This is a genomic window from Dactylosporangium sp. NPDC050688 (assembly GCF_040654515.1).
In the GTDB taxonomy this organism is placed as follows: Bacteria; Actinomycetota; Actinomycetes; order Mycobacteriales; family Micromonosporaceae; genus Dactylosporangium.
This window is the reverse complement of sequence record NZ_JBFAIC010000001.1, coordinates 286,031-309,367: the sequence shown is the minus strand read 5'-3', so window position 1 is coordinate 309,367 and position 23,337 is coordinate 286,031. Positions and strand designations below refer to the sequence as shown.

General features: G+C 72.1%; 26 protein-coding genes. 13 read left to right on the top strand and 13 right to left on the bottom strand.

Going from position 1 to position 23,337, the window contains the following annotated elements; genetic code table 11:
• Positions 1-28: 28 nt before the first annotated feature.
• Positions 29-793 (bottom strand): DUF3710 domain-containing protein, encoded by a 765-nt coding sequence (locus AB0H83_RS01520; protein WP_360085018.1) that lies wholly within the window; start codon positions 791-793, stop codon positions 29-31.
• Entirely contained in the window at positions 790-1,251 is a 462-nt protein-coding gene (gene dut / locus AB0H83_RS01515) for a dUTP diphosphatase (RefSeq protein WP_360085015.1), read from the bottom strand. The genes AB0H83_RS01520 and dut overlap by 4 nt, the downstream gene beginning before the upstream one ends.
• Positions 1,252-1,302: 51 nt before the next feature.
• On the opposite strand from dut, the gene AB0H83_RS01510 reads away from it, so the two are divergent.
• Positions 1,303-1,752, top strand: coding sequence for a DUF3093 domain-containing protein (locus tag AB0H83_RS01510; RefSeq protein WP_360085012.1), 450 nt, complete (start codon positions 1,303-1,305; stop codon positions 1,750-1,752).
• On the opposite strand, the gene AB0H83_RS01505 is transcribed toward AB0H83_RS01510, so the two are convergent.
• Positions 1,739-2,533: a hypothetical protein gene (locus AB0H83_RS01505; protein ID WP_360085009.1), complete on the bottom strand. Its 795-nt coding sequence runs from the start codon at positions 2,531-2,533 to the stop codon at positions 1,739-1,741. The two genes, AB0H83_RS01510 and AB0H83_RS01505, sit on opposite strands and share 14 nt — an antisense overlap.
• 78 nt (positions 2,534-2,611) lie before the next feature.
• Positions 2,612-2,908, bottom strand: a complete 297-nt coding sequence (locus AB0H83_RS01500; protein ID WP_033357966.1) for a DUF4193 domain-containing protein — start codon at positions 2,906-2,908, stop codon at positions 2,612-2,614.
• Positions 2,909-3,283: 375 nt separating this feature from the next.
• Between AB0H83_RS01500 and AB0H83_RS01495 the strand changes: the two genes are divergently transcribed.
• On the top strand, positions 3,284-3,805 hold the full coding sequence (locus AB0H83_RS01495) for a LytR C-terminal domain-containing protein (protein WP_360085006.1): 522 nt from the start codon (positions 3,284-3,286) through the stop codon (positions 3,803-3,805).
• Between the two features lie 17 nt (positions 3,806-3,822).
• Here the strand turns inward: AB0H83_RS01495 and AB0H83_RS01490 are convergent, their stop codons facing one another.
• A complete protein-coding gene (locus AB0H83_RS01490) occupies positions 3,823-4,623 on the bottom strand; it encodes an inositol monophosphatase family protein (protein WP_360085003.1) in 801 nt (266 codons plus the stop codon).
• A gap of 263 nt (positions 4,624-4,886) precedes the next feature.
• On the opposite strand from AB0H83_RS01490, the gene AB0H83_RS01485 reads away from it, so the two are divergent.
• Positions 4,887-6,530, top strand: coding sequence for an RNA polymerase sigma factor (locus AB0H83_RS01485; protein WP_360085000.1), 1,644 nt, complete (start codon positions 4,887-4,889; stop codon positions 6,528-6,530).
• Between the two features lie 294 nt (positions 6,531-6,824).
• The gene (locus AB0H83_RS01480; RefSeq protein WP_360084997.1) at positions 6,825-7,058 is read left to right on the top strand and encodes a hypothetical protein; all 234 of its coding nucleotides are present in this window, start codon (positions 6,825-6,827) and stop codon (positions 7,056-7,058) included.
• A gap of 376 nt (positions 7,059-7,434) precedes the next feature.
• Here AB0H83_RS01480 and AB0H83_RS01475 read toward each other — a convergent pair whose 3' ends face one another.
• Positions 7,435-9,144, bottom strand: a complete 1,710-nt coding sequence (locus AB0H83_RS01475; protein WP_360084994.1) for a DEAD/DEAH box helicase — start codon at positions 9,142-9,144, stop codon at positions 7,435-7,437.
• A 143-nt stretch (positions 9,145-9,287) separates the two neighbouring features.
• On the bottom strand, positions 9,288-9,557 hold the full coding sequence (locus tag AB0H83_RS01470) for a DUF3039 domain-containing protein (RefSeq protein ID WP_360084991.1): 270 nt from the start codon (positions 9,555-9,557) through the stop codon (positions 9,288-9,290).
• Between the two features lie 62 nt (positions 9,558-9,619).
• On the opposite strand from AB0H83_RS01470, the gene AB0H83_RS01465 reads away from it, so the two are divergent.
• Positions 9,620-10,528, top strand: a complete 909-nt coding sequence (locus AB0H83_RS01465) for a pseudouridine-5'-phosphate glycosidase (RefSeq protein WP_360084988.1) — start codon at positions 9,620-9,622, stop codon at positions 10,526-10,528.
• Positions 10,525-11,424 (top strand): sugar kinase, encoded by a 900-nt coding sequence (locus tag AB0H83_RS01460; RefSeq protein ID WP_360084985.1) that lies wholly within the window; start codon positions 10,525-10,527, stop codon positions 11,422-11,424. The genes AB0H83_RS01465 and AB0H83_RS01460 overlap by 4 nt, the downstream gene beginning before the upstream one ends.
• Here the strand turns inward: AB0H83_RS01460 and AB0H83_RS01455 are convergent.
• Genes AB0H83_RS01455 through AB0H83_RS01445 form a run of 3 tightly spaced genes read right to left on the bottom strand, consistent with a single transcriptional unit; the run spans position 11,411 to position 12,878 of the window.
• Positions 11,411-11,773, bottom strand: a complete 363-nt coding sequence (locus AB0H83_RS01455) for a DUF3099 domain-containing protein (RefSeq protein WP_360084982.1) — start codon at positions 11,771-11,773, stop codon at positions 11,411-11,413. The genes AB0H83_RS01460 and AB0H83_RS01455 overlap by 14 nt on opposite strands.
• Before the next feature lie 37 nt (positions 11,774-11,810).
• The gene (gene mscL / locus AB0H83_RS01450; protein WP_360084978.1) at positions 11,811-12,260 is read right to left on the bottom strand and encodes a large conductance mechanosensitive channel protein MscL; all 450 of its coding nucleotides are present in this window, start codon (positions 12,258-12,260) and stop codon (positions 11,811-11,813) included.
• A gap of 48 nt (positions 12,261-12,308) precedes the next feature.
• Positions 12,309-12,878 carry an HhH-GPD-type base excision DNA repair protein gene (locus AB0H83_RS01445; RefSeq protein WP_360084975.1) on the bottom strand — a complete coding sequence of 190 codons (570 nt, stop codon included), beginning with the start codon at positions 12,876-12,878 and terminating at the stop codon, positions 12,309-12,311.
• 372 nt (positions 12,879-13,250) lie between these two features.
• Here AB0H83_RS01445 and AB0H83_RS01440 point away from each other — a divergent pair, with 372 nt between their 5' ends.
• Both AB0H83_RS01440 and AB0H83_RS01435 read left to right on the top strand, forming a co-directional pair.
• The gene (locus AB0H83_RS01440) at positions 13,251-13,628 is read left to right on the top strand and encodes a hypothetical protein (RefSeq protein WP_360084972.1); all 378 of its coding nucleotides are present in this window, start codon (positions 13,251-13,253) and stop codon (positions 13,626-13,628) included.
• Between the two features lie 19 nt (positions 13,629-13,647).
• On the top strand, positions 13,648-15,732 hold the full coding sequence (locus tag AB0H83_RS01435) for an NB-ARC domain-containing protein (RefSeq protein ID WP_360084969.1): 2,085 nt from the start codon (positions 13,648-13,650) through the stop codon (positions 15,730-15,732).
• On the opposite strand, the gene AB0H83_RS01430 is transcribed toward AB0H83_RS01435, so the two are convergent.
• Together AB0H83_RS01430 and AB0H83_RS01425 are read right to left on the bottom strand one after the other, a co-directional pair.
• Positions 15,702-15,995 (bottom strand): hypothetical protein, encoded by a 294-nt coding sequence (locus AB0H83_RS01430; RefSeq protein ID WP_360084966.1) that lies wholly within the window; start codon positions 15,993-15,995, stop codon positions 15,702-15,704. The two genes, AB0H83_RS01435 and AB0H83_RS01430, sit on opposite strands and share 31 nt — an antisense overlap.
• Entirely contained in the window at positions 15,992-17,116 is a 1,125-nt protein-coding gene (locus tag AB0H83_RS01425; protein WP_360084963.1) for a hypothetical protein, read from the bottom strand. The genes AB0H83_RS01430 and AB0H83_RS01425 overlap by 4 nt, the downstream gene beginning before the upstream one ends.
• Positions 17,117-17,339: 223 nt before the next feature.
• Here AB0H83_RS01425 and AB0H83_RS01420 point away from each other — a divergent pair, with 223 nt between their 5' ends.
• Positions 17,340-20,273 (top strand): BTAD domain-containing putative transcriptional regulator, encoded by a 2,934-nt coding sequence (locus tag AB0H83_RS01420; RefSeq protein ID WP_360084960.1) that lies wholly within the window; start codon positions 17,340-17,342, stop codon positions 20,271-20,273.
• Positions 20,274-20,661: 388 nt separating this feature from the next.
• Here the strand turns inward: AB0H83_RS01420 and AB0H83_RS01415 are convergent, their stop codons facing one another.
• Positions 20,662-20,853, bottom strand: coding sequence for a hypothetical protein (locus AB0H83_RS01415; protein WP_360084957.1), 192 nt, complete (start codon positions 20,851-20,853; stop codon positions 20,662-20,664).
• 160 nt (positions 20,854-21,013) lie between these two features.
• On the opposite strand from AB0H83_RS01415, the gene AB0H83_RS01410 reads away from it, so the two are divergent.
• From AB0H83_RS01410 to AB0H83_RS01395, 4 genes are all read left to right on the top strand, one after another.
• Positions 21,014-21,355 (top strand): YciI family protein, encoded by a 342-nt coding sequence (locus AB0H83_RS01410; protein WP_360084954.1) that lies wholly within the window; start codon positions 21,014-21,016, stop codon positions 21,353-21,355.
• 2 nt (positions 21,356-21,357) lie between these two features.
• Positions 21,358-22,563 (top strand): DUF6596 domain-containing protein, encoded by a 1,206-nt coding sequence (locus AB0H83_RS01405; protein ID WP_360084951.1) that lies wholly within the window; start codon positions 21,358-21,360, stop codon positions 22,561-22,563.
• Between the two features lie 147 nt (positions 22,564-22,710).
• Complete coding sequence (locus AB0H83_RS01400; RefSeq protein WP_360084948.1) at positions 22,711-22,941, top strand: ribbon-helix-helix domain-containing protein; 231 nt, start codon at positions 22,711-22,713, stop codon at positions 22,939-22,941.
• The gene (locus AB0H83_RS01395; RefSeq protein WP_360084945.1) at positions 22,928-23,275 is read left to right on the top strand and encodes a type II toxin-antitoxin system PemK/MazF family toxin; all 348 of its coding nucleotides are present in this window, start codon (positions 22,928-22,930) and stop codon (positions 23,273-23,275) included. Before AB0H83_RS01400 ends, AB0H83_RS01395 begins: the two co-directional genes overlap by 14 nt.
• Positions 23,276-23,337 lie beyond the last annotated feature (62 nt).

The window sequence follows — 23,337 nt, the reverse complement described above, 5'->3', positions numbered from 1 at the left end:
CTCACTACGACGGTACAGCGCACAGCGGCTATTTTCGCCTGGGCCTCGGTGACGGCTTTCTGCGCTCCGCCGCACCGCCGCCGTCGGCACCGTTGGCCGCATCCGGGAGCGGGACCTCCGTGGCGCCGTCGGCGGTCGCCTCGGCGACCTCCTTCGGCAGGTGCAGCGGCAGCGGCTCGCGGACCGGCATCGCCTCGTGGCCCCGGTCGACGACCAGGTTGCGCAGGCACTCCAGCAGCTGCGGCGCGGCGTCCGGGTCGACCGCGGCCGGGCCCTGGAAGACGGCGCGGACCAGCCAGCGGGGGCCGTCGATGCCGACGAACCGGATGTCGGTCAGGCCGTCGGGGGTGCGCACCCGGGCGCGCAGCTCGACGCCCCACTCGCCGTCGGCGTCCTCGGCCGCGACGCCGTCGGTGAACAGCTGCTTGCGGATCTCGCCGCGGACCTCGTCCCAGATGCCCTCGCTGCGGGGCGCGGCGAAGATGCCGAGCTGCAGCGCGCTGTCGTTGTGGACGAGCACGATCTGCTGGATCTTGCCCTCGTTGTCGGCCTGGACGCGGACCTCCACGTCGTCGACCGCGGGCACCTTGAGCGCGCCCAGGTCGAGCTGCGGGATGCCGGCGGGCGCCTCGGTGATGTCATACGGGCCCTCGGGCCGGTCCGCCTTGGGCGCCACCGCCTCCTCCGGCTCGTCGTCGACGAGGCCCAGCTCCTCCTCGAGCCGACGGGTTCCGCTCGGGCGGGTGTCGTCCTTCGCGTGCCGCCCGCTCCCGCGATTGCGCGAGAAGATCACTGCTCTGCCTCCAGTTCAGCATGCCCACCGGTGGATCCGTGACCCCCGGCTCCGCGCACAGTATCGGGAAGGTGGTCGACGCCGTGGAAGTGTGCCCGCTCCACGCGCTGGACCACAAGCTGGGCAATCCGGTCACCTCGGCTGATTTTGGCCGTGATCACCCGATCGTGATTGACCAGGTTCACCAGGATCTCGCCGCGGTACCCCGCGTCGATGGTGCCCGGCGCGTTGAGCACCGTCACGCCGAGCCGGTGCGCGAGGCCCGAGCGCGGGTGCACGAGGCCGACGTAGCCGTCCGGCAGCGCGATCGCGATCCCGGTGGGGACCAGCGCCCGCTCGCCCGGGGCGATGTGGACGTCCCGCGCCGCGACCAGGTCGGCGCCCGCGTCACCGGGGTGCGCGTACGCCGGCAGCGGCAGCTCGGGGTCGAGCCGCCGGACGTGAACCTCCACCGTCATGCCTCCATCCTGCCGGGTGCCCGTGGACGCCGGACACGTACCCTCGCACACGTGGCACAGCCGACCTCGTACCGTGAGCGCCTCACCGTCGCCTGGTGGCTCTGGCTGCCCGCGGTGGCGTTCGCCGGCCTCCTCGCAGCGGAGGTCCGGCTGGGCGCGCCCGGGCTGGCGACGTGGATCCCCTACCTCGTCCTGCTGCCGTTGACCACCGTAGGGCTGTGGTGGCTGGGGCGCATCCGCGTCGAGGTGTCCAACGGTGAGCTACGGGTCGACGACGCGCACATCCCGCTGCGATACATCGGTGAGGTGACGCCGCTGTCCGCCGCGGACAAGCGCGACCTGCTCGGCCCGTACGCGGATCCGGAGGCGTTCGTGATCCAGCGACCGTGGATCACTGGCGCGGTCCGCGTCGATGTGACGGACGACGCAGACCCGACACCGTACTGGCTGATCAGCACCCGCCACCCGGAGCGGCTCGCGGCGGCGCTCAGCCCTCGATGACCTTGCGCCCGGCCTGGAGGTCCTTGCGGATCTCGGTGCCGAGCGCGAGCGTGGCGCGGCGGTTGAGGAACCCGCCGACGGCGGCGCCGGTCAGGAACGGGCCCAGGGTGCTCAGGTTGCGCCCGAAGCGCTGCAGCAGCCGGTCGCGCAGCTCCTTGCGCAGCGCGGTGCCCATGGCGGCCGCGACGCTCCCGCCGACCTTCAGCGGGTTGATGCCGCGGCGCTCGGCCCACGCCTGGATCAGCGCCCCGGCGCGCTGGGTGCCGGTGCCCTCCACCGGGCGGCCGTAGACGGCGTGCAGCTCGCCGATCAGCTTCATCTCCACCGCAACCACAGCGACCGTCTCGGCGGCCAGCAGGACCGGTGCGGACAGCAGGCTGGGGGTCACGGCCCATTCGACGGCGGCCACGCCGCCACCCGCGGCGCCGATGCCGGCGGTGACCCGGGCCGCGTTGCGCACCAGCCGGTCCGCGAGCGCGTCGCCCTCCAGCCCGGGGTGGTGCTGCATCAGCGTGTCGAGATCACGCACGGGGATGTGCGGTGCGACCGTCGTCACAGAGTCGGTGATCCAGTTGATCGCCTTTTTCGGCCGGAACAGGTCCTTGACGCCCCGCTCGCGGATCTCCAGCCGGACCAGCCGGCCGAGCAGGCGCCGGCGCTCCTTCTGCTCGACGCCCTCGTCGGTCAGCGCCGCCACCGCGGTGGACAGCTCGGCCTCATCGACCGGCCCGGCAGAGCCGTCCACAGGCTGGTTCTCGGCGAGCTCGTCAGGCTGGGCCATCGTCTACCTCCGCGGTGCGAAACGGTGCCGCCTATGACTCAAGCACGCCTGCGCCAGATCCGCGTGATCAACTCACGGTCAGGCGCACTCCCGGCAGATCAGCTCCCCGTTGCGCTCGGCCGCGAGCTGGCTGCGGTGGTGCACCAGGAAGCAGCGCGAGCAGCGGAACTCATCGGCCTGCATCGGCAGGACCTTGACCGTCATGTCCTCGTCGGCGAGGTCAGCACCGGGGAGCTCGAAGGTCTCGCCCAGCTCGGTCTCGTCCACGTCGACGATCGCCGACTGCGCATCGGTCCGGCGGGACTTCAGCTCCTCGAGGCTGTCCTCCCCGAGGTCGACCTCGTCGCGACGCGGCGCGTCGTAGTCGGTGGCCATCGGTGTTCACACTCCCAATTCATTCGCCCGTAGGTGTCGCGCCCGGTGTAACGTCCAACGGGCGGCGTACCTTACCGCCCTCGTGCGTTTGTTGTACGCCTACTCGCGGAAACTTGTTCCCAATGTGACCGAGGCGACACAACAACGTCCCAGGCTTCTGATCCGCCCGGGCCGCGGCGGATGCGACCTTACCGCCACACGGTCATCTCCGTGGGGAGTCGTCCCGCAACGGCGAGTAGGAACTTTGTGGTAACCCGGGTGGGGACCTCAACATGGATCCTCGACAGGCGCTAACCTTCCCGGCAGCCAGAGCGTCTATCTGGTGACGGAGTCGCTCTGGGGGCGGGGAGAAGCACTGCCATGAGTTTTGCGCGGGTGAGAGCCTTGGCTCTGGTTGGCCTGCTCGTGGTCACTGCGGCGGTGTTCGTGACCATCGCCCTGGTCAAGGACCGCCAGACCGGCTCTGTGTCGGCCAACGAGTGCGCCCAGGACGCCGTGATGGTCAACAACAGGTTGCCCGAGGAGAAGCAGGTCAACCTCAACGTGTTCAACGCGACGAGCAAGCCCGGCCTGGCCGGCGAGATCACCAACGACTTCGCCAGCCGCGGGTTCAAGGCCACCGTGCAGAACGGGGCGCCCAACCCGCCGGTGAACAAGGCCAACGAGAAGGTGGCCGTCATCCGCTTCGGGCCGAAGGCGGTCGGCGCCGCGTGGCTGGTGCGGGCGTACTTCCTGAACAAGTCCGAGGACGAGTTCGACAAGAACCGGCAGGACGACAAGGTCGACGTCATCCTCGGCGCGAGGTTCCAGCAGCTGCCGACGGTGACCGAGGTCAAGCAGTCGATCGGCGCACTGGGCAACCCTGAGCTGCCCGAGGGCACCTGCGCCGAGGCCTGACCCGGCCCGGGCCGGGGTCAGGGGCCCTTGTCGGCACCGAGCTCGACCAGGCGGTCGTGCAGGCCCTGGTGGAGGGCCGGCGGGGCAGCCACCACCATGTCGGGTCCGGGCGCGGCGCCGCTCAAACCGGTGACCAGCAGGCCCGCCTCCGCGGCGACCAGGCCGCCGGCGGCGTGGTCCCAGGCGTTGAGGCCCTTCTCGTAGTAGGCGTCCAGGCTGCCCTCGGCCGCCAGGCACAGGTCGATCGCGGCGGCGCCGAAGCGGCGCACGTCACGGATGTCGCCGATCAGGCCCGCCAGCACGGCCGCCTGGTGCAGGCGGCGATCGGCCGCGTACCCGAAACCGGTGCCGACCAGCGCCTGGCGCAGGTCGGTCTGCTGGGAGCCCGACAGCCGCCGGCCCCCGGCGTAGGCGCCGCCGCCGCGCACCGCGGTCCACTCCCGCCCGGTCGCGGCGTTGATGACCACGCCCGCCACCACCGCGCCGTCGACCTCGGCGGCCAGGGACACGGCGTACTGCGGCAGGTCGTAGAGGTAGTTCACGGTGCCGTCGATCGGGTCGAGGATCCAGCGCACGGCGCTGCCGCCGCCCTCGCCGCCGCCGAACTCCTCCCCCAGCACGGCGTCGCCAGGGCGGGCGGCGTGGATCGCGTCGCGGACCTGCTGCTCCACCGCCCGGTCGGCGGCCGTGACCACGTCGGTGAGCGTCGACTTGGTGGCGACGGGGTCGACACCGGCGGCTCGCATGGCCCGGGCCCGCGCGGCGGCCTCCCGGGCGATCGACACCGCGAGGTCCAGCAGTTCGTGTTCCCGATCCATGCATCCCATCCTGTCAGGCCCGGTTTTGCCCATCCGTTCGGTCACAAGGTGGGCTCTGGATCGCGGGTCGGGCCCACAAGGCGGGATGTTGGGGCGAGAGAGCGTTACAATTCACGCGCTGCCCGCTGTCGCTCGTGAATCCGCCCCGGACGCACGGCACACGGGCGCCACCAAAAGCACCCAAGGCCCACTCAGCACGGCCGCGCCGTGCGCGAACTCGGCCGCACCGGCCGTCGCTCGCTCATCGCACCGGAAGGTCGTTCGTGACAGCAGCTCACCAGCCCAGCGTCGACGTACGCTCGCTCGCCGACTCGCTGATCGCGCGTGCGGCCGCCAATGGCGGCCACCTCACGTCGGCGGAGGTCGCGCAGGCGGTCGACACCGCAGATGTGACCCCCGCTCACGCCAAGAAGCTGCTCAGGAGTCTCGCCGAGGCGGGAGTCACCGTCGTCGTCGACGACTCCGCCAACGGGCGGCGCCGGGTCGCGGCGGCACGCTCCGCGACCCCCGCGTCCAAGGCCGCCACCGCCAAGGCCGCACCAGCCCGTAAGGTGCCGGCAGCCAAGCCGCTGACAGCCGTCGAGTCCGCTCAGGATCCGGGGGTGGAGAAGGTGCCCGTGAAGAAGGCAGCGACACCAGCAGCACCCGCCAAGAAGGCCGCCCCCGCGGCGGCCGCGCCGGCGAAGGCCGCACCCGCCAAGAAGGCGGCGCCGGCGAAGAAGGCCGCCGGGCCCGCGAAGAAGGCCGCCCCCGGCGACGCCGCCGACCCGGCCGCGCCGAAGGTCGTCGGCGACGAGCCGGAGCTCGAGGAGATCGACGACGCCGCGCTCGTGGCCGAGATCGAGGACGTGGTCGCCGACGAGCCGGTCGAGGTCGTCAAGGCCGTCGAGGCCGACGCCGAGGCCACCGCGACCGACGACGACTTCGCGTGGGACGACGAGGAGTCCGAGGCGCTCAAGCAGGCCCGCCGCGACGCGGAGCTGACCGCGTCCGCCGACTCGGTGCGCGCCTATCTCAAGCAGATCGGCAAGGTCCCCCTGCTCAATGCCGAGCAGGAGGTCGAGCTGGCCAAGCGCATCGAGGCGGGGCTCTACGCCGCCGAGCGCCTGCGGGCCGCCGAGGACGCGGGCGAGCCGATGGTCATGCCGGCCAGCCGCGACTTCATGTGGATCTCCCGCGACGGCGAGCGCGCCAAGAACCACCTGCTGGAGGCCAACCTCCGGCTGGTCGTCTCGCTCGCCAAGCGCTACACGGGCCGCGGCATGGCGTTCCTGGACCTCATCCAGGAGGGCAACCTCGGCCTCATCCGCGCCGTCGAGAAATTCGACTACACCAAGGGCTACAAGTTCTCCACCTACGCCACCTGGTGGATCCGCCAGGCCATCACCCGCGCCATGGCCGACCAGGCCCGCACCATCCGCATCCCGGTGCACATGGTCGAAGTGATCAACAAGCTCGGCCGCATCCAGCGTGAGCTGCTCCAGGACCTGGGCCGCGAGCCCACCCCGGAGGAGCTGGCCAAGGAGATGGACATCACGCCGGAGAAGGTGCTGGAGATCCAGCAGTATGCGCGTGAGCCCATCTCCCTCGACCAGACCATCGGCGACGAGGGCGACAGCCAGCTCGGTGACTTCATCGAGGACTCCGAGGCGGTCGTCGCGGTCGACGCCGTGTCGTTCTCGCTGCTGCAGGACCAGCTTCAGCAGGTGCTGCAGACGCTGTCGGAGCGCGAGGCGGGCGTCGTGCGGCTGCGGTTCGGCCTCACTGACGGCCAGCCGCGCACCCTCGACGAGATCGGCCAGGTTTACGGCGTGACCCGCGAGCGGATCCGCCAGATCGAGTCCAAGACGATGTCGAAGCTGCGCCACCCGTCGCGTTCGCAGGTCCTGCGCGACTACCTGGACTGATGTCGCATTCCGCTGTGGGCGAACCCGGGCTGTCCCTTTTGGGGCAGCCCGGGTGTGTTTCCGGTCACCGAGGGCATGAGGGAGGGGGACCAGCGCCTCAACCCACTTGTGATCGCCGCCGAGGCGCGATAGGAAGCACGTAGCGGGTGTTGCGGTCCGGGCATTCGCAGGCACGACGGAAATGTGACATCGGTCCCCCTGGTCCGGCGGGAACGATGTCAGGCACGACGGTGTTGAACCATCTGTGAACGACGCAAGGAAGCGTTCGTCGGTGACGATCAGAGGAGGAAGGCGATGACCCCGACCCTCACGCCGCCGCCGGAGACGGCAGCGCCCCCAGCCGCCGAGGAACGGTGCGACCGCTGCAGCGCGGCAGGCAAACTACGAGTTCGGCTCGCCGAAGGCGGCGACCTGATCTTCTGTGGACATCACGCAAACAAGTACGCCGACCAACTGGTCAAGATCGCAGTTGAGGTGGCCGTCGCCCCGGACTTCACGTGGCGAGGCTCTGAGATCACGGTCAGCTGACCCATACCGTCTCCGTAGGGCGTCCCGGCCGGGGCGCCCTACGGCTGTCTTCCGGCCCGGCGCCGGCAAGGACCCGGGCCGGGAGCGCGCGGGGACCCGGCCCTGACATGGTGCCCGGCTCGCCCGATGAGGTGCCGGAAGGCGCCCGGGTCGGGCCCGGCGCGGGCCCTCCCCGGCAGCGCGCATGGGCCTGCCGGCATACCGCCCCGATCCGTTGGTGTACGTAACGGGCAGCCCGGACGAGGCGGCCGCCCTGCCGACCCCCGGGGCGCACACCCTCGGACGCCCCACCACATGAGCCGCCGGTCACCTGAGCCCGACGCTCCAGACCGGCCCTGACCAGCGCAATCCCGGCAGCACCGCGCCGGGCCAGGCGTCACATCGTCTGGATGGTGGCGATCCGCTCCTCGAGCTGCTCGATCGTCGCCTGCGCGCTCGGCGGCCCGCCGCACAGCCGGCGCAGCTCGGCGTGGATCTTGCCGTGTGGCAGCCCCGTGCGGTGGTGATGGGCCGCGACCAGCGTGTTCAGCTGCCGGCGCAGCACGATGCGGCGCTCGCCCGCCGTCTTGGGCGGCTCCGGGGCGAGGGTCGCGGCGGCCGGGGCGCGGCGCTTCTCGGCCGCGACCTGCTCGGCCTGGCGCTTGCTGAGCAGCGCCGACACCTGGTCGGCGGTGAGGAGGCCGGGCAGCCCCAGGTACTCCTCCTCCTCGGGCGTGCCGGTCTGCGCCGGCAGGCCGAAGGTGGCCCCGTCGAAGATGACCTGGTCCAGCTCGGCGGTCGCGGACAGCGCCTCGAAGCGTTTGAGCAGGTCGTCGCCGACCTTCTCCTCGCGCTGGGCGCGCTCCAGCAGCTCGTCCTCGAAGCCGTCCTTCTCCTTCGGCGCGCCGAGGACGTGGTTGCGCTGCGCCTCCATCTCGGAGGCGAGCTCCAGCAGGTGCGGCACGCTGGGCAGGAAGACGGTCGCGGTCTCGCTGGTGCCGCGGGCCCGCACGAAGCGGCCGATCGCCTGGGCGAAGAACAGCGGGGTGGAGGCGCTGGTGGCGTACACGCCGACGGCCAGGCGGGGGATGTCGACCCCCTCGGACACCATGCGCACGGCGACCATCCAGCGCTCGTCCGACGCGGAGAACGTGGCGATGCGGCCCGAGGCGCCCTGGTCGTCGGAGAGGACCACGACGGCCTTCTCGCCGGTGATGTCGTGCAGGACCTTCGCATACGCCCTGGCCGCCGTCTGGTCGCTGGCGATGACGAGCCCGCCGGCGTCGGGCATGCCGCCCGCGCGCAGCACCTTCAGGCGGGCGTCGGCGGCGCGCAGCACCTGCGGCATCCAGTCGCCGGTCGGGTCGAGGGCGGTGCGCCACGCCTGCGCGATGAGGTCCTGGGTCATCGGCTCGCCCAGCCGGGCGGCCAGCTCGTCGCCGGCCGACGTCCGCCAGCGGGTCTCACCGGAGTACGCGAGGAAGATGACGGGCCGCACGACGCCGTCGGCAAGGGCCTCGGCGTAGCCGTAGGTGGTGTCGGATCGGGAGCGGGCGATGCCGTCGGAGCCGCGCTCGTACTGCACGAACGGGATCGGGTTGTCGTCGGAGCGGAACGGGGTGCCGGTCAGCATCAGCCGGCGCACGGCGGGCTCGAACGCGGCCTTGACCCCGTCGCCCCACGACTTCGAGTCGCCGGCGTGGTGGATCTCGTCCAGCACGACCAGGGTCTTCCTGGTCATCGTGCGCCGCCGGTGTACCGCGGGAGCCACGCCGACCTGCGCGTACGTGACGACGGTGCCGTGGAAGTCGGACGCGGCGTGCACGTCGGCGTTGCGGAAGCCGGGGTCGAGGTCGATCCCGACCCGGGCGGCGGCGTCGGCCCACTGCTTCTTCAGGTGCTCCGTCGGCGTGACGACGGTGAGGTTGTCGATGGTGCCGTCGGCGAACAGCTCAAGGGCGATCCGTAGCGCGAACGTCGTCTTGCCGGCGCCGGGCGTGGCGACGGTGAGGAAGTCCTCACGCTTGCCGCGCAGGTATTCCATGAGTGCCTTGCGCTGCCACACCCGGAGCGTCTGTCCTGCCTGCACCACCGGACGCGGCGGCATGCGGCACCCCCTTGAGGACCCGAAGAAACCCACACAGAAACGCCTCCGGGTCGCTGGACCTCGAAGGCGTTGCTCAGCCTAGCGGGCGCGGGCCGGCGGAGCGCCGATCCGCGCCGAACGTCACTACGACAGCTGGACGGCCGTCAGGACGGGTCGTCGTTCTGCACGACGTTCTCGTAGATGTCCTTGCAGACCGGGCACACCGGGAACCGGCTCGGGTCACGTGACGGGACCCACAGCTTGCCGCACAGCGCCCGCACCGGCGTGCCCTCGATCATGGCCTGCATGATCTTGTCCTTGGGTGCGTAGTGCGAGAACTTCTCGTGGTCGCCGGCGTCATACCGGTAGTCGGTCTGCTCTTCGACGCGCTCGTCGGTGAGCGTCGAACCACCGTTTTCGGGAGTCGTTGTCACGGTCCCAGTCTGCCAGGCGAACGGCCGGCCTGCTGCACGGCGGCCGGGGTTATCGTTGCCGGGTGATCAACCATGCCATCCGCTTCGGCGCAGAGGTCGCGGCCGCCCGGGAGTCCGGCGCGCCGCTCGTCGCGCTGGAGAGCACCATCATCTCGCACGGGCTGCCCCGGCCGTCGAACCTGACCGTCGCGAAGGAGATCGAGGCGACGGTCCGGGCGGCGGGCGCGGTCCCGGCGACGATCGGCATGATCGGCGGCGAGATCGTGGTCGGCCTGTCCGACGAGGAGATCCACCACCTGGCCGGCAGCGACGACGTGGTGAAGCTCTCCGTGCGCGACCTGGCCCCGGCCGCCGCCTCGCGGGCCGACGGCGCCACGACCGTGGCGGCGACCTCGGCGGTCGCGGTCGCGGCCGGGATCGCCGTCTTCGCCACCGGCGGGCTCGGCGGGGTGCACCGGGGCGCGGCGACCACGTTCGACGAGTCGGCGGACCTGACCGCCCTGTCCCGGCTGCCGATCACCGTCGTCTGCGCGGGCGTGAAGTCGATCCTCGACGTCGGCGCCACCCTGGAGCGGCTGGAGACCCTAGGGGTCAGCGTCGTGGGGTACCAGACCAGGCGTTTTCCGGGCTTTTACCTGACCGACGGCGGGTTTGACCTGGACTGGTCCGTGGACGACCCGGCGGGCGTCGCGGCGATCGTGCGGGCGGCGCGCGCCCAGGCGGTGCACACCGGCGCGCTGATCGTGGCCCACCCGCTGCCGGTCGGCGAGCAGCTCGACCCCGGTCTGCACGACCGGGTCCTCGCCGAGGGTCTGGCGGGCCTGGAGCGCGACGCCGTGACGGGCAAGGACGTCACCCCGTTCCTGCTGTCGCACTTCCACGCCGCGACCGAGGGCCGCAGCCTGGACGTCAACGTGAGGATCATCCTGCGCAACGCCGACCTGGCGGCGCGCATCGCGGCGGCCCTGTGACGGTGATCGTCGTCGGTGACGTGGTCACCGACATCGTGACCGTCCACGAGGGGCCACTGGCGATCGGCTCCGACACCCTCGCCTCGGTCCGCGTCAGCGGCGGCGGGTCCGCCGCGAACACCGCCGCGTGGCTGGGCTCGGTGGGGCACCCGGTGGTGTTCGCCGGGGTCGCCGGCGACGACGAGCCCGGCACGGCCCGCCTCGCCGAGCTGGCCGCCGCGGGCGTCACCACGTCGGTGCGCCGGGTGCCGGGCACGGTGACCGGCACGGTGGTGGTGCTCGCCTCCGACGCGGAGCGGACCATGTTCACCGACCGCGGCGCCAACCGGCTGCTCTGCCCCGCCGACGTCGACCGGGCCCTGGACGCGACGCCGGACGCGCGGCATCTGCACCTGTCGGCGTACGTGCTGTTCGACCCGGACTGCGCGCCCGCCGGCCGGCACGCCTTGCGCACCGCGCGGCGCCGGGGCCTGACGACCAGTCTCGACGCCGCCTCGGCCGCGCCGTTGCAGCGGCTCGGGGAGGCGTTCTGGGCGTCGGTACCGGGCGTGGACCTGCTCTTCGCCAACCTGGACGAGGCGAGGGTGCTCGCGGGGCCCGGCGGCACGGCGGCGCAGCTGGCGGCGGCGCTGCTGGACCGGGCCGGCGCGGTGGTCGTGAAGTCGGGCGCCGGCGGGGCGACCTGGGCCGCACCGTCCACGCCGGCGGTGCACGTGCCCGCGGCGCCGGTCGCGCGGGTGGTCGACCCGACGGGCGCCGGCGACGCGTTCGCCGCCGGCTTCCTGGCTGCTTGGCTCACCGGCGCGACCCCGGCGGACGCGCTGGCCGGTGGGGCCCGCCTCGGCGCCCGCGCGGTCGCGCAGGTCGGCGGCAGGCCCACCGCTACAGATCGATGATCTTCGGGTCGGTCCGCTCGTGGTCGGTCAGCGCGTGCGCCGGGTCAGGGTGCGACTGCTGCCGGTCGCGCCGGGCCTGGAACTTGTTGCGGAAGCGGTGCTCGGGCCGGGGCCCCCGGTCGTTGGCGAGCAGCACCGCGGCCCAGGGCAGCACGGCCGCCCCGACCAGCAGCAGGCTCAGCCACAGCCAGAGCAGCGGCACCTTCGCGGTGACCAGGATCGCCGCCATGATCACGCAGAGGCCACGCACCAGCATCATCGCCACATAGCGCCGCTCCCGGGATCGGAGCTCCTGTTCGGGCGAGCGCTCGGCGGTGGTGATCAGCTGCGGTTTCGGCCTGCGTCCCATTACCACCGAGTCTGCCACGCGCGCGGGTGGGGCGTGCTCAGGTGCCGCTCGGCTTCACCGGGGCGACGTACGCGCCGCCGTTGGGGTCGGTCGGCTGGTTGACCGTGCCGGTCGCGAGCAGGTCGCGGATCTCGGTCAGCAGCCGGATGTCGTCGGCCGGTGCGGCCGGCTCGGGCTCGATACCCCGCTTACGCCGCTCGGCGAGCTTGTTCATCGGCAGCACGACCAGGAAGTAGACGGTGGCGGCGGTGAGCAGGAAGCCGATCACCGAGTTCAGGAACGCCGGCCAGGCCAGGAACTGCGACCCGATCTTCAGCCCCTGGTTCTTGTCGCCGACCCCGATGCCGCCGGTGAGCTTGATCAACGGTTGGAGGAAGCCGTCCGTGAACGACTTGACCACGTCGTTGAACGCGGCACCGATGACGACGGCGACGGCAAGCTCGATGACATTGCCGCGCGAGATAAAGTCCTTGAAACCCTTCAGCACGTTAGGCACCCTACGACCCCGGGTGCCCGCGCGCACGCAACGGTGGGCCTATCCCAGTTTCGCGGCGGCCTTCATCTGCTTCTTGTACTCGCGCACCCGGCCCAGCGACTCGCCGTCGACGATGTCGGCGACCGAGCGGAACGAGCCCTCCTCGCCGTAGCCACCGGCAGCCTCCCGCCAGCCGTCCGGCTGGACCGAGTACTGCTTGCCCAGCAGTGCGACGAGGATCTGCGCCTTCTGCTTGCCGAAGCCGGGCAGGGCCTGCACCCGGCGGAACAGCTCGGCACCCGACCCGGCCCCGGTCCACAGCGCGGCGGTGTCCCCGTCGTACCGGTCGACAAGGACCCGGCACACCTCCTGCACCCGCGCCGCCATCGCCTTCGGAAACCGGTGCAACGCCGGCGGCGTCGCGAAGATCTTCACCAGCGCGTCGGGATCGAACTCGGCCAGCTCCTGCGCGGTCGGCTCATGCCCGAGCCGCTGCGCCAGCACCCACGGCGACGTGAACGCCTTCTCCAGCGGAATCTGCTGGTCCAGCGTCATCCCGATGAGCAGCGCCAGCGGGTCCCGGTCCAGCAGCGCGTTGGCTTCGGCCGAGATCGGCAACGAGAACGACATGCGGACATCTTGCACCACAGCCCGCCCACGGCCGCGCCTCAACACAGTAAGGCGAGTTCCACATGCGGGCGTGACATGCAGTGACGCAGGCCACCCCCGGAATCACCCGGCATGCATCTCGCTGGCCCGGCGAAGCGGCGCGTACGGGCCGGACACGAGCCTCGCCTGCGTGAGCGCGGTGCAAGCCACGCGGGACCAGCGACTGGTCCGGCGGACGGCGGGCGGTCGCCGGTCAGCGAGTTCCAGCCGCGGCGGGATCGCGGCATGGCCGATGCCCACCGTCCGACGTCACCATCACGACGCATGGTAATCCATTGAAGAAGACCAGTATTGTTGTGCGCACCGAGGGTGACACTGGCCGAGGAGGTCCGCATGACGCCGGATGAGCTTGCGATGGCGGTCGCCGCGACCGTCGCGACGGTGGGCACCGAGGCCGCGGTCGCCTCGGGCGGCAGAGCGGTCGGCGCCCTGGTTCGACTGGTCCGGGACCGGCTCGCGCGGCGGGGCGGCGACGATCGCGCCCTGCGGGACGCGATCGAGCACCCCGATGACCGGCAGCGCGTCGCGGCGCTCGCTGACGCGCTGTTGAGCGCGATGGCCGAGGACCCCGCGCTCGCCGGCCGGCTGCGTGAGATCCTGCCCCCGGACGCTGCCCCCGCGGCCGCCGGCGACGGCGCCGTCAACCATTTCAGCGGGCATGCAGCGACCGTCGTGCAGGCGCGTGACATCCACGGTGGCATCAGCCTCTGAGCCGCACCGGAGGCACCGGATGACGCAGGCAGGCGGGCAGGGCAACGACCTGTCCGGGACGGTCCATGGCCCAGCGGTCCAGGCGGGCAACGTCTACGGCGACGTCTACCTCGCCGCACCCGCCGCGGCGCCGGCCGCCGCCGTGCGCCAGCTCCTGCCGGCCACCCCGCACTTCACCGGCCGAGCCGCCGAACGCCGGGCGCTCGACCTGGTGCTGCAGCGGCCCGGCCCCCACCTCGTCGTGCTCAGCGGGCCCGGGGGTGTCGGCAAGAGCGCGCTCGCCACCTGGTGGGCGCATCAAGTCGCCGGGCGTTTCGGCACGGGCCAGCTGTACTTCGACCTCACCGCGTTCGGCGAGGCCGGGCCGGCCGACCCGGCCGAGGTACTGACCTGCTTCCTGCAAGCCCTGGCCGTCCCACCCCGTGCGATACCCACCACGCTGCGGGACCAGGCGGCCTTGTACCGGTCGCTCACCGCTGGCCGGGCGCTGCTGGTGCTGCTCGACGACGCCTACTCCGCCGCCCAGGTGCGGGCGGTGCTGCCGGCATCCCCATCGAGCCTGGTCGTGGTCACCAGCCGGTACCGGCTCGCCGGCCTGGTCGCCGACGGCGCTCACCTCATCGGCGTCGAACCGCTGCCCGCCACCGACGCGGTCGCGCTGCTCGCCGCCACCGCCGGCCGGCGGCGAGTCGACCGAGAGCCGGACGCGACGGCCGAACTGGCGGACGTCTGCGGCGGCTTGCCGCTGGCGCTGAGCGTCGCGGGGGCCCGCCTGGCCGCGCGGCCGGCGCTGTCCATCGGCCGGGTCGTCGCCGAGCTCGCCCGAGAGCCCGGCCGCCTCGGCGCGCTCGCTGTGCCCGGTGGCGGGTCGGTGCGGGCAACTTTCGACCTGTCCTACAGGTCGCTGGACGCAGATACCGCAGCGCTCTACCGCCGCCTCGCCTGGCATCCCGGCCGCGACTTCGGCCCTGACCTCGCCGCGGCACTGACGCCAAGCGCCGGGGCGGTGGAGCGGCTGTTGGACGCCAACCTGCTCCAGGAGATCGACCAGGACCGGTTCCGGTTCCACGTCCTGGTGCGACTGCACGCGCGGCAGCAGACCGGCCCGGATGAGGCCGGGGCGGCCCGGCTGGCAATGCTCGAGTGGTGCCTCGCCGCTTCGGCTGCCGCTGACGGGATCCTCACCCCGTACCGGCGGCGGCTTTCCTACCGGTACGTCGCGCGGCCGCCGCGGGTGCCCGAGTTCGACGGGCGTAGCATGGCGCTCGCCTGGCTGGAACGCGAGCGCGGCACCCTCGTCGACGCCGTCCGCGCCGCGCACGACCTCGGCAGGGCCGAGCTTGCCTGGCACCTCGCATACGCGCTGTGGCCGCTGTTCTTCCACGGCAAGCACTACCGGGACCGCCTCGAGGTGGACCGGATCGGCGTCGCCGCGGCCCGCGAGTGGGGTGACACCTGGGCCGAGGCCGTCATGCTCAAGCGGCTCGGCCGGGTCTGTGCCGTCACCGGCGACCTGGCCGCGGCCGTGCGGCACACCAGCGCGGCGATCCGGCTGTACCACGGCATCGGCGACGAGCAGGGCCACGCCGATGCCGTGGAAGGCCTCGCCGAGATCCACCACGACGCCGGCGACACCGCCTCGGCCGCCGCGCTGTACGCCGAGGTCCTGGCCAAGCGGAGGATCCTGGACGACGGCCGGTCCACCGCGCTGACCCTTGTCAGGTTCGGCTCGCTGCTCACCGGGACCGGCCGGCCGGACGAGGCGCTGCCATTGCTGCGCGAGGCACAGCAGTTGCTCGCCCACACCGATCCTTACAACGCGGCACGGGCCGCCGTCGCGGCCGCTGCCACGCACCTCGGCCTGGACGACCTCGAGCAGGCGGAGCGGCTCGCCGCCGGCGCCGCAGTGCGACTGCGGGAGCTGGGCTCCGAGTTCGAATTCGCGGCCGCCCTCGACGTGTTGGGTCGCGTCGCGCGCCGCCGAGGGGACACCGCGCTCGCGATCCGGCACTTCACCCTGGCATGCACGATTTTCGAGGCGTCCGGGTCCCGCCGGGCCGGGCAGGTCCGGCATCAGCTGGACCTGCTCACCGCAGGGTCCTGATCCGCCAGCCAGGCCGCGTACGCGGCGCCCGCCGCGCTGGATGGGTCACCGATCGGCCCGGCGCTGAACTGCCGCGTGCCGCCGCGGTGGTGGATGGTGTACCCCGTGCGCCCCGCCACCAGCAGGAGCGTCAGGCCCGGGAGCCGGGCGAACCATTCGCCTGCCACTGCGGCGCAGGCGGTGATCACGACGTCGGCGAGAGGCAGCAGTGGCGCCCGCGGATCGTCCGGTCCGCCGAGCACCACGACGACTGGCCGGTTCACCGGTGCACCGCGCCGGGCACGACCACCGGCGCGGGGGCGCGATGCCGGCCCGGCTCGTCGAGGTCGAGCAGCCGGTACATCGTGCGGCGCAGCAACCGGTGCGCCTCGCCGGGACGCGAGGTCAGCGCGGCGGCGGCGACCTGCGGATCGGTGGGCGGTGCGCCTTCGGCCTGGGGCAGCAGGGCCCGGCCGGGGTCCAGTGCGACGCCGTGCACACCAGCCGCGGGACGGACCGTCGCCGGGTCCGGTGCGGCGCCGTACAACGTCGGTGCGGCATGGACCGTCGGCAGGCCCAGCGCCGCGCCGTAAGCGGTCACCGAGCCGTGGTCGCCGACGAGCCGGTCCGCTGCGAGCAGCAGCGCCCGCCAGTCGTCGGCCGGCTCTGCGAGCAGGAGACCGGCCGCCCGGCAGTCACCGAGCCAGGCCCGGACCTGCCGGTGGCCATGCGCCGTCCAGACCGCTGGGTGCAGCAGCGCCCCGATCCGCCACCGGGACCCGGCCGCCTCCTGCATCAGGCGTGGCAGCAGCTCCGGCACGCGGCCGAGCAGCCCGTCCCGGCCCCACGTCGAGCTGACCACGAGAAGCCGCTCGGCCCGCGTCACGCCGAACGCCCTCCGGTACCGCTCCCGCAGGCCGATGCTCGCCACCAGCCGGTCCAGGCACGGGTCGCCGACGACGACAGTCACGTCGAGGGCAGCCGGGCACTGCCGGCGCACGATCTCCAGCTCCGTCTCGTGCGCCAGCGCCAATGCCGAGGCGACGACCTCGCCGTCGTGGCTGAGCCGACCGGCGTCCAGACCGTAGACCTGCCGCTCGCCGGTCGCCGGGGTGCCCCGCCCGGCCGGGCGGACCTGCTTGCCCCGGCCGGCGCCGTGCGCCATGACGAGCAGCGGGGCGTGCAGTGCCGGCAGGCCGCCCGCCGACGCAGCCACCGCGAGGTCGAACCGGGTCCGCCGGGCCTGCTGCCACGGAACCACGAGCGCGCCGAGGCCCTCCAGATGCTCGACGCACCCGCGCCGGAAAGCGTCGGGGGCCACCGTCCACACGGTCTGGATCCGCGTGTCGGACTCGACGCACTCCATCACGTCGAGCATCCGGTGGCAGCTCACCATCGTGTGCACGACGGCAAGTACCGTGCGAATGACCGGTACAGTTCTCCATCTTCGAGCGTCGATGTCTGTAGGAGTTGGAAGCCAGTCACACGTGATCACTGCGAACCCCCGGAACTCGATCTGGAAGCGGTGACCACGAGGCTGCACGACAGCGGTTGTTACGTGATGAACAGTTGCGTTGCAGGCAACTTGCAACGCGCATGAATGTCCGCTGGATACGGTATGTCGGATCTTGAGCAGCACCGTTCCGCTCCGCGACGAACTGCAATGTTGCCCGATAATGGAACGGGGTCGATGTAAGCGAAGGGGGCAGCCGGTGAGATTCGTCATTCTGGGCTCCACTGCCTTGCACGTCGGCGGGGAGCGCATTCCGATAGGCGCGGCGAAGCAGCGAGGGCTCTTCGCCCTATTGCTCTGTCATGCCGGCGAACCGGTCGCCGTCGACACCATCGTCGAGCATTTGTGGGATCGCGGTGATCCAGAGGAGTATCGCGGCAGCCTCTACTCATTGGCCAGCCGGATCCGGGCGGTCCTGAACCGGGTGGACCTACCGCACGCATTGGTAAGGACCGCCGGAGCGCATGCGTACCGGCTGGAGGTCGACCAGGAGGCGGTCGACCTGCACCGGTTCCGCCGGCTGGTGCGCGAGGCGCGGGCCAGCGGGCACGAGGTGCAGCGTTCGGTTGATCTGCTGGAGGAGGCGGTCGGCCTGTGGCACGACGAGCCGCTCGCCGACCTGCACGGCGCACCGTCGGAACACCTGCGCCGCCAGTTGCGCGAGGAACTGCTCGACGCGGAGAGGGCCCTCGCCGGCAGCCAGATCCGGGCCGGCCTGCACCACGCCGCCCTGGCGCGGCTGGAGCCGCTGCTGCGGACCAACCCCCTCGATGAGGTGCTCGCCCGGCACTGGGTCTCCGCGCTGGCAGCCACAGGCCACGACGATGATGCGCGGGCCTTCCTTGCCGCGTTCCGCCGCCGGTTCCGCCGCGAGATGCGCGCCGAACCGGCGATCGGACCGCCGTCGCCGGCCCGCCCCGACCGGCACGCCGGCGGCTCCTCACCCGCCCTGGCGGCAGGGCCGCGCCAACTGCCTGGCGACGTCGGCGACTTCGTCGGCCAGCGCGCGCTGCTCGCCGAGCTCGACGACCTGACCGCGCACGACGGCGTCGTCGCGGTCTCCGGCATGCCCGGCGTCGGCAAGACCACCCTGGTGATCCACTGGGGGCATCACCGCCGCGACCGGTTCCCGGACGGTCAGCTGTACCTGGACGCCAACGCCTACGGCGACGCCGCGCCGGTCGACGCGGCCGAGGCCCTCGGGCGATTCCTGCGAGCCCTGGACGTGCCCGCAGACCGGGTCCCGGCCGGCCTGGAACAGCGCCGGGACCGGCTCAACCAGCTCCTCAGCGGCAGGCGGATGCTCATCGTCCTGGACAACGTGCTGGACTCCGATCAGGCCAGGGCGCTGCTGAGCACCTCCGCCACCTGCGTCACCGTCATCACCAGCCGCAACCGGCTGACCGGCCTGGTCGTCCGGCACGGGGTCCGCGCGATCACGGTCGCGCCGCTGCCCGAGTCCGACTGCGTCGTCCTGCTGACCCGCATGGTGGGTCCGTCCCGGGCCGGGGCGGAGCAACCCGCGGTGCAGACGCTCGCGCGGCTCTGTGGCGGGCTGCCGCTGGCGGTCCGCATCATCGGCGAACACGTGGCGGCACGGCCGTTTGTGCCGGTCGGTGACCTCGTCGAGGACCTCGCCCGGCACCTGATGGACAGCGACGGCGACGATGAGGCCAGCCTGGCGGTGGTGTTCAAATGGTCCTACACCGCGCTGGCGCCGGACCTCGCGCGGACCTTCAGGGTCCTGGGGCTGCATCCGGGCCAAAGCATCTCCACCGAGGCGGCCGGTGCGCTGCTCGGCGCGCCGCTGCCGAAGACTCAGCGACTGCTCGACGCGCTGGCCAGGACGCATCTCATCAGCTACGAGCGGGTGCGCAGGTCCCGCTTCCACGATCTCGTCCGCCAGTTCGCGGCCGGTCGGGCCAGGGAAGAGGAGCCCGCGTCCCAGCGCCGCGACGCCATGCGACGCCTGCTCGACTGGACCGTCCTCACCGCCGCCAACGCCGCAGCCCGGCTCGAACCCAACGCGCCGCCGGTCCCCGACCTGCCCACCCCCACCGACGTTGAGCCGCAGCCGTTTGCGACCACCGCCGAGGCGATGGCCTGGTGCGAGGCGGAACGCGACAACCTGGCCGCGCTGACGCGATGGGCCCTGGACAAGGGCTTTCACCGGCACGCCTGGCAACTGCCGAGCGTGGTCTACGAGATCCTCGACCGCTTCGAACGCCAGAGCGACATGCTCGAACTGCTCACCAACGCCAAGGTAGCCGCGGAGCGTGACGCCCACCCGGTCGGCCGGATCGGCACGACCAGCAATCTCGCGTCGGCCCACTTCGCGCTGCACGCCTATGGCCGGGCCCTCGCGCTGTTCGACGAGGCGCTCGGCATGGCACTCAGCATCGACGACCAGGACGCCGTGACGTACATGTTGCACAACGTGGCGACGGTGAACCTGAAGCTGGGCCGGGTCGCCGCCGCGACCGAGACGCTCGGCCAGGTGGTCGATATCGCTCGCACCCGCGCCGACCACCACACCGAGGCGGCCGCCCTGCACCGGCTCGGCGACGCGTACCGCATGGCCGGCAGCCCTGACGATGCGACCGTTGCGTACCTGCGTGCGCTAGAGCTCCGGATCGGGCTGGAGTCCTTGCGCGGGCAGGCCGTCACCCATGGCGCACTCGCCACGCTGCACCTGGAGACGGCGCGGCACGAGGATGCGCTGCGGCACTGCCGGCTCGCCCTGGACCTGCACGCGCACACCCGCGACGAGGCAGCGCTCGGCGACCTCCTGGCCACCACCGCCGATGTCGAACGCCTCCTTGGACGGTTCGACGAGGCGGAGCGCAGTGCCCGTGGCGCGCTCGCCGTCGGTGCCGGGCTGGACGATCCGCTGCTGCGTTGCCGGGCGTACGCAGTGCTCGCCGATGTCCTGCAGGCGGCGGGCCGGTTCCGCGCGGCGGCGATGGCCCGCATGGACGGCCTCCGGCTCACGGAAGACCTCGACGACCCCGTCGTCGGCCAACTGCGGCGCCGACTCCTGAGAACATGAATGACTTACGAATTAATATTCATCTAAACGTTTCGCAACTCAGTCGTTCGTTCGGAACACGGCAATCCCGGCCGCACTTGATCTACCGTTGCGCCCGTGAATCCGAGTCTCCTCGCAGCCGCCACGTATCTCGTGGTCGTCGTGACACCCATCGTTATCGAAACCTCGACATGGATCAAGCTGCTCTAGCCACGCAAGATGCCGTGTGGGCAACCATACCCGAATGAGGATATGGCCACAAGTAGGCATCGCAACGCCGTCGCGCGTCCGGCACGTGCCTGATGCGCGACGGCGCCATGACAGGCCAGAGTGAGGCCCGACCCACCAGATCAGACCGAGCCGGGTCGCTCGATCTCGACGAGCGGCGTGGCGTCGTCCTCCCGCGTCGTCAGGATCGTTCGAGGCGGTACCCGGCGTCGCGGAGGGTGCCGGCCATGTGGGCGGCGTACCAGGCCGGCCAGTCCGCGTCGGGGGTGCTGGTCTCTGCCTCGTACGCGTGGTGGGCGTCGGCCGCCTGCTTGAGGGCGTCGAGCAGCACCGCGGTCACGTCCGGCTCGGGCCGGTCACCGGGCTGGGTCACGTCAGCTCACCTCCTGGAGGACCTGACCACGGTAACCGCGCGCCCCGTCCCGGAATTTCCGCCGCGCCGTGTCCATCGCGGCGCCGGCCGTTCGTGGACAGGACGGAAGCGAGTCGCGCGAAGCGCGGTAAGGCAACCTGGAAGTAAAGGAGCCGAGACCATGAAGTACATGCTGCTGATCAACAGTGCGCCGGGCGACACCGAGGCGTGCCCGGACTCGTTCGAGGACTGGCAGGCCTACGACAAGGAGGTCCAGGCCGCCGGGATCTTCGTCACCGGGCACTCCCTCGCGGACCTGGTGACCGCGACGACCGTGCGGGTCGCCGCCTCCGGCGAGCGGACCGTGACCGACGGCGCGTTCGCCGAGACGCGGGAGGTGCTCGGCGGCTACTACGTCATCGACGTGCCGGACCTGGACACCGCCCTGGACTGGGCCGCCCGGTGCCCCGGCGCCCACGGCGGCGGCTCGGTCGTGGTCCGGCCGGTCGCCGACTTCGGCTGAGCATGCGGGAGATCGAGGCCGTGTTCCGGGAGGAGCACGGCCGCCTCCTCGCCGCGCTCGTGCGCCGCTTCGGCGACCTGGACCTCGCTGAGGAGGTGGCGTCCGAGGCGGTCGAGGCGGCCCTGGTGCACTGGCCCGCCGACGGGGTGCCGCCCAACCCGGGCGGCTGGCTGATGACCACCGCCCGGCGCAAGGCGGTCGACCGGCTGCGGCGCGACCAGGCGTACGCGGCCAAGCTCGCCGTCCTGCAGGTCGACGCCGACCGGGCCGCGGGCGCGCCACCGCCGGACCTGCCCGGCGAGCTGCCCGACGAGCGGCTCCAGCTCTTCTTCACCTGTGCCCATCCCGCCCTGGCCCCCGAGGACCGGGCCGCGTTGACGCTGCGCTGCCTCGCCGGGCTCAGCACCCCCGAGGTGGCGCGGGCGTTTCTGGTACCGACGGCGACCATGGCGAAACGCATCGTCCGGGCCAAACAGAAGATCCGCGAGGCCAGGATCCCGTTCAGGGTGCCCGGTCCTGACGAACTGCCGGACCGCCTCCCCGGCGTGCTGCAGGTGCTCAACGCGATCTTCACGGAGGGGTACGCCGCACAACGCGACGACCTGGCCGCCGAGGCGATCCGCCTGACCCGCATCCTGCGGCGGCTGCTGCCGGCGCAGCGGGAGGTCACCGGCCTGCTCGCGCTGATGCTGCTCACCCACGCCCGCCGCGAGGCCCGCGCCGGTGGGCTGCTGCTGCACGAACAGGACCGGGGCCGGTGGGACCGCTCGATGATCGAGGAGGGCCTCACCCTGGTCCCGGCGGCGCTGACCGGCGGCCCGGCCGGCCCGTTCGGCGTGCAGGCCGCGATCGCCGCCCTGCACGACGAGGCCGCCGACGTCGCGACGACCGACTGGCCACAGGTGGTCGCCCTGTACGACGTCCTGCTGGCCCTCACCCCGTCACCAGTCGTCGCCCTGAACCGCGCCGCCGCCGTGGCCATGCGCGACGGCCCGGCCGCCGGCCTGGCGCTGCTCGACGAGCTCGCCGGCGAGCCGCGGCTGCGCGGCTACCATCCGCTGCACGCCGCCCGCGCCGACCTGCTCGCCCGCCTGGGCCGGGCCGGCGAGGCGGCGGCCGCCTACCGGGAGGCGATCGCCCTGGCCGGCACCGAGGCCGAACAGGCCCTTCTCCGCCGGCGCCTGGACAGCCTCAACTCCGGACCGTGAGCGAGTTTGGCGCACCTCTGCGCACACCGCTAGCATCGCGTCATGTTGTCATATGCTGACATGTCTGCGCCACCCGGCGGCGGGCCGGGGCATCCTCTGGTAGGAATAGCGGTGCTACCGCATCGGGAATTCGGTAGCATTGGGGGTATGAAGGTTAGTGTGAGTCTCCCGTCCGATGACATCTCGTTCGTGGATGCCTACGCGCGGCGGCGCGGCAACGCGTCGCGCTCGTCGGTGCTGCACCAGGCCATCGAGCTGCTCCGGCTCAGCGAGATGGAGCAGTCCTATTCGGAGGCCTGGGACGAGTGGGCAGACGGCGACGACGCGAAGCTGTGGGAGCACACCACCGCCGACGGGATCGCCGATGCGCCGCGGTGACGTCTTCATGGTGGAGCTCGACCCGGCGGTCGGCTCGGAAGCCGCCAAGTTCCGCCCCGCCGTCCTGGTCAGCAACAACGCCGCCAACCGCGTCGCCGAGCGCAACCACCGGGGCGTCGTCACGATCGTTCCGGTCACGTCCAACGTCGCCCGGATCCACCCGTTCCAGACCTTCATCAGCGCCGGCGACGGCGGCCTGACCGTCGACTCGAAGGCGCAGGCGGAGCAGGTCCGCTCCGTGGACGTGCGATGGCTCGGCCGCCATCTCGGCAGCCTCAAGGAGGACACCGTCCGCAGCATCGACGAAGCGCTCCGCATCCACCTCGCCGTCTGATCACACGCCTGAGTGTGGCCATAGGAGATGCGCCAAGCGACGCTCGACCATGGTCGGCAACT

Excerpts from the sequence above, each read along its gene's own strand:
- dut (WP_360085015.1), bottom strand. The coding sequence starts at position 1,251 with ATGACGGTGGAGGTTCACGTCCGGCGGCTCGACCCCGAGCTGCCGCTG.
- AB0H83_RS01505 (WP_360085009.1), bottom strand. The coding sequence starts at position 2,533 with ATGGCCCAGCCTGACGAGCTCGCCGAGAACCAGCCTGTGGACGGCTCT.
- AB0H83_RS01500 (WP_033357966.1), bottom strand. The coding sequence starts at position 2,908 with ATGGCCACCGACTACGACGCGCCGCGTCGCGACGAGGTCGACCTCGGG.
- AB0H83_RS01490 (WP_360085003.1), bottom strand. The coding sequence starts at position 4,623 with ATGGATCGGGAACACGAACTGCTGGACCTCGCGGTGTCGATCGCCCGG.
- AB0H83_RS01480 (WP_360084997.1), top strand. The coding sequence starts at position 6,825 with ATGACCCCGACCCTCACGCCGCCGCCGGAGACGGCAGCGCCCCCAGCC.
- AB0H83_RS01475 (WP_360084994.1), bottom strand. The coding sequence starts at position 9,144 with ATGCCGCCGCGTCCGGTGGTGCAGGCAGGACAGACGCTCCGGGTGTGG.
- AB0H83_RS01455 (WP_360084982.1), bottom strand. The coding sequence starts at position 11,773 with ATGGGACGCAGGCCGAAACCGCAGCTGATCACCACCGCCGAGCGCTCG.
- AB0H83_RS01445 (WP_360084975.1), bottom strand. The coding sequence starts at position 12,878 with ATGTCGTTCTCGTTGCCGATCTCGGCCGAAGCCAACGCGCTGCTGGAC.
- AB0H83_RS01440 (WP_360084972.1), top strand. The coding sequence starts at position 13,251 with ATGACGCCGGATGAGCTTGCGATGGCGGTCGCCGCGACCGTCGCGACG.
- AB0H83_RS01435 (WP_360084969.1), top strand. The coding sequence starts at position 13,648 with ATGACGCAGGCAGGCGGGCAGGGCAACGACCTGTCCGGGACGGTCCAT.
- AB0H83_RS01410 (WP_360084954.1), top strand. The coding sequence starts at position 21,014 with ATGAAGTACATGCTGCTGATCAACAGTGCGCCGGGCGACACCGAGGCG.
- AB0H83_RS01405 (WP_360084951.1), top strand. The coding sequence starts at position 21,358 with ATGCGGGAGATCGAGGCCGTGTTCCGGGAGGAGCACGGCCGCCTCCTC.
- AB0H83_RS01400 (WP_360084948.1), top strand. The coding sequence starts at position 22,711 with ATGAAGGTTAGTGTGAGTCTCCCGTCCGATGACATCTCGTTCGTGGAT.
- AB0H83_RS01395 (WP_360084945.1), top strand. The coding sequence starts at position 22,928 with ATGCGCCGCGGTGACGTCTTCATGGTGGAGCTCGACCCGGCGGTCGGC.